The 7,196-nt window shown below is 59.8% G+C and carries 7 protein-coding genes and 1 pseudogene; 2 read left to right on the top strand and 6 right to left on the bottom strand.

Annotated features, from left to right (window positions below; genetic code table 11):
• The 6 genes and pseudogenes from repC to mobC form a co-directional block, all read right to left on the bottom strand.
• A partial coding sequence (repC, locus tag C3418_RS22075) for a replication protein C, IncQ-type (protein WP_103859285.1) occupies positions 1-844 on the bottom strand: 844 nt, incomplete at its 3' end.
• Positions 831-1,694: a helicase RepA family protein gene (locus C3418_RS22070; protein ID WP_015060602.1), complete on the bottom strand. Its 864-nt coding sequence runs from the start codon at positions 1,692-1,694 to the stop codon at positions 831-833. The genes repC and C3418_RS22070, both read right to left, overlap by 14 nt.
• 70 nt (positions 1,695-1,764) lie before the next feature.
• Positions 1,765-2,715: a hypothetical protein gene (locus tag C3418_RS24925; RefSeq protein WP_223928365.1), complete on the bottom strand. Its 951-nt coding sequence runs from the start codon at positions 2,713-2,715 to the stop codon at positions 1,765-1,767.
• Positions 2,716-2,750: 35 nt separating this feature from the next.
• A complete protein-coding gene (locus C3418_RS24920; RefSeq protein WP_224750818.1) occupies positions 2,751-3,434 on the bottom strand; it encodes a hypothetical protein in 684 nt (227 codons plus the stop codon).
• 379 nt (positions 3,435-3,813) lie between these two features.
• Positions 3,814-4,095: pseudogene (locus tag C3418_RS25105) on the bottom strand (relaxase/mobilization nuclease domain-containing protein); the annotation flags it as partial.
• A gap of 94 nt (positions 4,096-4,189) precedes the next feature.
• Complete coding sequence (mobC, locus tag C3418_RS22060; RefSeq protein ID WP_013250886.1) at positions 4,190-4,621, bottom strand: plasmid mobilization relaxosome protein MobC; 432 nt, start codon at positions 4,619-4,621, stop codon at positions 4,190-4,192.
• A 455-nt stretch (positions 4,622-5,076) separates the two neighbouring features.
• Between mobC and C3418_RS22055 the strand changes: the two genes are divergently transcribed.
• Both C3418_RS22055 and C3418_RS22050 read left to right on the top strand, forming a co-directional pair.
• Positions 5,077-5,541 carry a hypothetical protein gene (locus C3418_RS22055; RefSeq protein ID WP_103786990.1) on the top strand — a complete coding sequence of 155 codons (465 nt, stop codon included), beginning with the start codon at positions 5,077-5,079 and terminating at the stop codon, positions 5,539-5,541.
• 409 nt (positions 5,542-5,950) lie between these two features.
• Complete coding sequence (locus C3418_RS22050; protein WP_012537714.1) at positions 5,951-6,607, top strand: quinolone resistance pentapeptide repeat protein QnrS2; 657 nt, start codon at positions 5,951-5,953, stop codon at positions 6,605-6,607.
• Positions 6,608-7,196: the final 589 nt, after the last annotated feature.

Genomic DNA, 7,196 nt, shown 5'->3' with positions numbered 1-7,196 from the left:
TGGGGAGAGTTACCGTGGGGGTGGCGGGCCGTTTGACCTCCCATTTACCCTTGGCGTACTCGCTCACCGTCCAGCCGATGGCGGCAAGCTCGGCCAGTGCCTTGCGGGCCGTCTGGCGCCGCTTCTTCATGGCTTCCGGGTTGGCTTCCTCCGGCCAGACGTAGCCGCAAAGCGTGTCCAGTTCCACCCGCCCGGCCTTGCCGGGGTCGATCCAGCCGCATAGGCGCTGATGCATCAGCCGCGCCGGGTCGGTCTGTAGCGCCCGCACCTCGTCCATGCTGATGCGGACATGCTGACCGCCACCCATGACGGCGCGGGCAATCAAGGGATTCAAGGCCACATACAGCTTGCCGTCCTGCTCGTCGCTGGCGTACTCGGACAGCAGGCGGAAGCCCTGCCGCTTCCTGCCGTTTTGCGCGATGATGGACACCTTCCAAAGCCGCTCGATGCACTCCCGAACCGGCTTAGTGTCGTCGGGGTTGGCGTAGCCAATTTCGCGGGCAAGTGCTCGATAGCTGCCCTTGACCACCATCGCATCCTGCTGGAAGGCTTCCCATTTCGGCTCAAGGAACAGCCGGAGTTGCTGCCCGGCCTCGGTCTGCGGTTCAGGTGACAGCACAAGGCCACCCGGCCCAGCCATTGCCACAAGTCCTTGCAGGATGCGCAAGTCATCAGCGCCCAGCGGCTCCGGGCCGCTGAACTCGATGCGCTTACCGTCGCCGTAGTCATGCACCACGTCCAGCTTGCCGCGCTTGCGCTCGCCACGCTTGAGGCTGCGGAATAGGCCGGGGGCCAGACAATGCGCCGGGTCGTGCCGGGCGTGGGTCAGGTCATGCTTGCTCACGGCTGCCCCCCTTCTTGCCGTTCGGCACTTCCAGCAGTTCCACAGGCAGCAGGACGCCGCCGTCTCGGCGCTCGTACCACTGGTCAAGCGGGGTAGCGTCGTAGTTCTGCTTGCTCACGCCGAAGCGCACGAAGAACCCGCGCCGGTCGTTGCCGATGGGCTGCCGGTCATAGGCGCGGTCGCTCAGGCGCTTGGCCTCGTCCTCGGTCATCTTGGCAACGAAGCCGCACCAGCGGGCATTGTCGATCAAGGCCGAAGCGCCCCGCGCCGCCTGCTGCTGGTCGGTCTGGCCTTCGCGGGCGCTGCCCTTGCTGACGTGGTGCAGGTACAGGACAGACGCCCCGGTGCTGGCCGCGACGTGTTCCAGCGTGGCGACAAGCCGCGCCATGTCGCCGTTGCTGTTCTCGTCGAGGCTGTGAATGCGGCTCAGGGTGTCCAGCACGATCAGCCGGGCATCGGCGCAGAACTCCACCACGCGGGCAAGGTGCCGCTCGTCCATGACGTTCAGGCGCTTGCCCATGATCGGCTCTAGGGTCAGGTTGTCGGCGATGGCTTCGCGGGCCGACTGGTTGAGGTGCTGGCCGATGGCGTGAACGCGCCGGATCAGGGCGGGTTCGGGATCTTCCCCGGCCAGATAGACCACGCGCCCGGTGTGCTGCGGCTTGAGGTTCACCACGTCACCGCCTGCCACGCTGCAAGCAATGGACATAGCAGCTTCCAGCGCCCAGAAGCTCTTGCCGGTCGCGCCGGGGGCCACCAGTGCGCCCACGGTGCCAGCCAGAAAGCCCGGCCAGATGAAATCCAGTTGTGGCGGTTCCTGCTGGAACGCCTTCATAATGTTGATAGCCATATCGGCCTCCTGCGTAGGTTGATGATGGTTAGCCTGTCGGTCGGTTCATCACACCGACTGACAGGCGCTCTTATCTGCCGAAGCTGGGGCCATCATACCCCCGGCTCTTCCGTGAAAGCTCGCGGTTTCGTGCCCTCTCGGCCTCGATCTCTGCCTGTCGCTTGCGCTCGATCTCGGCCACCTGACGGGCGTTTATGTCGGCCAAGTCCTTGCCCTGCTCAGGCTTGGGCGTCCATTGGCGCACCTCGCGCCCGGTGATTTCGGCCACCCGCTGCGCCTGTTTCTGGTGCCCGGCGTCGGCCTTGGCCTGCGCCTCGGGGTTCTTTTCGTTTTCCCCGGCCACGGTGACGCGCTCGGCCCGCTTCAGGATCGCTTGCACGTCGTCACGCTCCAAGAAGCTGCGCACGTTCGCGCCGCCTGACACGATGACGGTGGGCGGCTGCTGGCCGCTGCGCTTGGCGATGTCGTGCAGGGCTAGCGCATCCGGGCCACCTTCCACGATCCAGACCTTTGCCGGGTCGCCCGGCAGGATCGGCGGATAGATCTTGTCGCTGCCGCGTAGGTCGCGCTTCTGCACCGGATCAGCGGGGGCAATGGCGCGGCGTGTGGCGTTCTGCGCGGTGCCTGTACGGTCGTAGCCGACGAACAGCACGCCACCGTCTGCATAGCGCACCATGCCCGCCTTCTCGGCGTGCTCGATGGTGTCCGGGCTGATGCCCCGGCCCTTGAGGTAGTCGCGGCCATGCTCGCGGGCTGCAAGCCCTTGCGCCGGTAGCTGCGGCGGTTGGCGCTTCGGCTCGCTCGGGCGCGGTTGCTGCCGGACTGTCGGCGCACCTGAAAGCCGATAGACGGCCTCGGCGTAGCCGGTGCCGGGTTCGATCTCGCGCACAAGGTCGATATTGTCCCCGCCGTCGTTGCCGTAGCGGTCGCACCAGAGCCAGCGCCCGTCCTGCTGCCGGGTCACGCGGTACGCCTCATCACCGCCAGCCTTGACGGACAGGTGTCGCCCTTCGCGCTTCACGGTGTAGCCGCTCGCCTCAAGGTAGGCGGTCGGATCTAGTTCGCGGGCCGATTGACGATCTGTTCCAGCAACTCGCGCTCCTTGGGCGTGGCCTTGTTCCAAATCGCGTTGGCCCAATCCGCCGTCTGCTGCACGTCGCTTGGCAGCACTAGCCTGTTTAAAGCGACTTGCCCAGTCGCTACCAGCATCGCGCCCACGGCCCCGGCCAGAATCAGCCCCAGCGCCTGCCGCCAAAGGCGCGGGCGCGTCTTGTTCGCTGCCTCGGTCAGTTTGATGGCGGCTTGCGCCATATTCTGCTGTGCGCTCACCAGATTGCCCGGCAAGGCCACCACCTGCTCCGCGGTCTCCTTCATGCTGCTGATGCTCGTTTCCAGCCCTGACAGGCTGTTGGACAGGCCGGAGATGGTCTTGTCCAGCTCCCCGGCCTTCTGCTCGAACGCCTTCGCCGCGCTCACGCTCATCTGCTGCGTCAGCTCGTCCAGCGTCTTGCGCTGAATGGCCGTCACCTTGTCGTAGGCTTCCAGAACCTGCGTCACGTCCTGCTGGAGTCGGGCCAGCGGTTCCAAGGTCTGCGCCGTCTCGGTCGAGACTGCGACCGGTAGGCGCTTCAAGTCCTCGTGCATCAGGCTCAGGGACTGCTGCAACGTCCTGACGCTCTCCACGATCTGCAACTGTGGGCCTGAATCGTTCAAGGCCCGCACGGTCTCTAGCTTCGTCATAAGTCACCCCTGATTTCTGTAGCCCCGCCCATGTGTAGCCCTTGCCCAAGTCGCTGCCCTTGAACGGCACTCCGGCCACCTCGAAGGAAAAGCCGTTCATGCGCCCGGTGCTGGCGAGGTTTGCCCGGACGCCTACGCCTGCGGCATATAGCCGGTCGGCCAGTTCTGGCGCGGTCGGCTTGTCCTTCACTGCCTCATCCAGCAGCCGTTGCAGACGCTGGCGCGGCGGTTCGTCGCCCGTTCTCACGGCCATGTTGATCTCCTTGTCGGTCAGCTTCCGGCGCTCGGCCCGCGCATCGCCCAGCCCCGGCGTCAGGGTCAGGCCGTGGGTATGCTCAAGCTCTTGGGTCGCCTCGATGGCGCGGCGGGCTTCCCACTGGCCCAGCCAAACTTTCCCGTCCAGCCCTACCCGGCTTGCCACGATGTGGATGTGATCCTTGTCCGTGTCCTGGTGGCGCACTGCCACCCACGGCGTATTGGTCTGGTCAAAGCCCATGCGCTGCATGAAGTCAGCCGTCACGGCTTCCCACTTCTCGGCGCTCAGGCGCTCACCGGGAGGCAGTGACAGCGAGCAATGCCAGACGGGCTTGCCGATGTCCGGGCGCAACTGGCGCACGGCTGAGAACTCCCGCGACAGTTCGCGGGGGTCATTCCCGGCCATGTTGCCGCCGACACGTTCCGCGTTTTTCGTGTGCGTGGCTTCCTTGCCAACGTCAAAAACGTAGTTCAGCGCACCGCGAAAACCGCCACCACGGCTAACCTTCGCTTTCATCTTCCACGTCCTCCGAGTCGTGCTTGACGCCTATCAAGTCGCCGCGCACCAGCACCAGCAATCGCAGGCAGTTGGCAAGCTCGGCGCTCAACTGCAAGCCCAGCGCCTTGCCGATGCGCTCCCCGTCGCCCCGCTGCCCTTCGTTCAGGTGCCGGGCGATCTGGTTCAGGTTGGCCGCTGTGCGGGCCAACTCTGCCCACTGTTCCCGGTTCGCTGCCGGGATGGTGGGCGGCAGGCGATGCAGAGCGGCGGCGCGTAGGTACTCGCCCCGCTGCATCTGCACCGCGTCACGCTGCGAATCCAGCCGCGCAAGCTCGGCCTCGTTGAGGCGCACAGAAACGGTATGCCCGCGCTTGTCCGTGGCGTCGAGCGGCGCAGGCCCACGGCGGCGGCGCTTGGATTCGTCAGTGTTCATGGGCTAAGCCCTCCAGTAAGTGAAGCGAAGCGAAACGCGCAGCAACCCCCCGACCGAAGGGAGTGGGGGCGTAGGCCGAAGGCCGGAGGGTGAGAACCAAGCGAAGCGCAGGTTACACCTTGCTCCATGCCAAACCACAGCCTCAATACCATAATAGCACATCTCCATGCAAGCACCGAACAGCCACCCACCCGGCCCGCTCGCTGCGCTCACGGCCCGACCGCCCAAGGGCGGTAATGGGCCAGCGGGGAGAGGGTGGCCAAAGCACTTGGGCGAACTGATACCATGCCGCTATGGTAGCGAAAGAACGGCAGACTGTCGGGCGGAACCTAACCTGACAGTGAAAACCCATTTAAGTGCGACTGTCGGATTAAAATAAGGGCCGACAATAAACATTTGACAGTGTGTGACTGTCGGACTAGAATGTAATCACACAGTCAAGCGGAGAAACAGCCATGCAGTTTAAGCGCCAAGGTCGCCGGGTTCAGGTGCTCGCCTACCGGGGGTATGACAAGGAAAAACGCCGCGCCATCGTCAAGATGATGGGGTCTATTGACGTATATTCTTACGAGCTGTCAGACGGCCTAGTTGAGAATCTGACAGACGAAGAAAGAATAGAGCTACAGTCATACATCGAAACAGAAAGACAGGCAGAAGAAAAGCGAATCCGACTGTATTCCGCCAAGTCTGCCGCCAGTCGTATTTTTGAGGTTGCCGACACGATCAAGGCCGGGGACTTTGAGCCGTCCGAGGCATGGGCGGCGGATACCTGGGCGGCAATCGAGGCGCTGACCAAGGCCATGCGCAAGGCGGGCTACCCGAAGCCCCGCAAAGCGCCCCAGAAAGCCGCAGACGCGCCGATGCCGGGTCAGGCTGGGTTACCCTTTGGGGATGCGCCAGAAACGCCAGAAAGTGTGTGAGTAGAATAAAGTTTCGTTACTAAGTAATAAAGAATCATACTGAGTATTAAAGATTCATACTTAAATGGCAGCGATCAGAGTACACTGCCATTTCTAAAACGTTTATGCCCCATTCCTTCTTAGACCTTGTATCTACTTCAAATTGCAGGCTTCCGTTTAAGGTTACTTTACCTAATGGCGGACATCAGTAATCTATTGGGTTCCTTTTCTCTGTGGCTTTTTAAGCGGATAACTTTTTTCAATGGTGCCGCGTACTTTGAACGTTAACATAGAGGCTCAGGGCGCTATTTTACCCCCTTAAAATAGGCAAAATGAGGGTTTTTAAGATCTTGATTTTTAGTGTTTTTATTTTGGTGATGTGATGTGGCTTTGATGGTAGTGTTGCGTCCAGTTCATCATAGGAGTCAACATGGAAACCTACCGTCACACATATCGACACCACAGTTTTTCACATCAAGATCTAAGTGATATTACTTTCACTGCTTGCACCTTTATCCGATGCGATTTTCGACGTGCTAACTTGCGTGATGCGACATTTATTAACTGCAAGTTCATTGAACAGGGTGATATCGAAGGTTGCCATTTTGATGTCGCAGACCTTCGCGATGCAAGTTTCCAACAATGCCAGCTTGCGATGGCAAACTTTAGTAACGCCAATTGCTACGGTATTGAGTTACGTGAGTGTGATTTAAAAGGGGCCAACTTTTCCCGAGCAAACTTTGCCAATCAAGTGAGTAATCGTATGTACTTTTGCTCAGCCTTTATTACTGGATGTAACCTGTCTTATGCCAATATGGAGCGGGTCTGTTTAGAAAAATGTGAGCTGTTTGAAAATCGCTGGATAGGGACTCACCTCGCGGGCGCATCACTGAAAGAGTCAGACTTAAGTCGAGGTGTTTTTTCTGAAGATGTCTGGGGACAGTTTAGCCTACAGGGTGCTAATTTATGTCACGCCGAACTCGACGGTTTAGATCCTCGAAAAGTCGATACATCAGGTATCAAAATTGCCAGCTGGCAACAAGAACAGCTTCTCGAAGCGTTGGGTATTGTTGTTTTTCCTGACTAGATGCTTACGAATACCTGCTGATAAACTATACACAACATTAATACATTTTCTAATTCAAATCACCAGAGCTAGATCAATACTTCTAGCTCATTCTTGTCCAGAAACGTGTTTGAATGGGGCCAATCAATCTGTGGATGCTCAAGACAACCAGTATGATACTTTATTACTCAGTTGTAGCGTGACTCAGATTTTGTAGTAGGAATTAGTATGAATCTTTATTTCTGGGTGAGTATCATTTAGAACGGTACAAACAGGGTTACTTGACTGCTTAGTATGAAACTTTATTCCTCTCCTACAGAAAGCGCCTCCTGAGGGGTTTAGGCCGGGAAACCGGCCTCCACCCCCCTCTCCCCGCTGGCCTATTACCCCCGGAGGGGGTCGCCGAAGGCGGGGGGAGAGGTGTTCAGCCTTCCGGCCTTGGCCGGGCATTTGAGGCAATGCCAGACCGCGCCGAAGGGGCGCGGGCTGTGCTGCGCCTAGTGGAGATTCTTAGAGAATCTTGGATCGATTTTGCGAATCGCCCGGAAAGCCGCGCCCCGTCTGGGTTTTTTCAGATCGGGGCGGGGAGAGTTACCGTGTCCTTTATAAA

The sequence above is a fragment of the Aeromonas sp. ASNIH8 genome (assembly GCF_002919855.1).
GTDB classification, from domain to species: domain Bacteria; phylum Pseudomonadota; class Gammaproteobacteria; order Enterobacterales; family Aeromonadaceae; genus Aeromonas; species Aeromonas caviae.
Note: the sequence above shows the minus strand (reverse complement) of the source record. Positions and strands in the feature narration are given on the sequence as shown.

Coding starts and splice junctions, on each gene's coding strand:
- mobC (WP_013250886.1), bottom strand. CDS start 4,621: ATGAACACTGACGAATCCAAGCGCCGCCGCCGTGGGCCTGCGCCGCTC.
- C3418_RS24920 (WP_224750818.1), bottom strand. CDS start 3,434: ATGACGAAGCTAGAGACCGTGCGGGCCTTGAACGATTCAGGCCCACAG.
- C3418_RS22050 (WP_012537714.1), top strand. CDS start 5,951: ATGGAAACCTACCGTCACACATATCGACACCACAGTTTTTCACATCAA.
- C3418_RS22055 (WP_103786990.1), top strand. CDS start 5,077: ATGCAGTTTAAGCGCCAAGGTCGCCGGGTTCAGGTGCTCGCCTACCGG.
- C3418_RS22070 (WP_015060602.1), bottom strand. CDS start 1,694: ATGGCTATCAACATTATGAAGGCGTTCCAGCAGGAACCGCCACAACTG.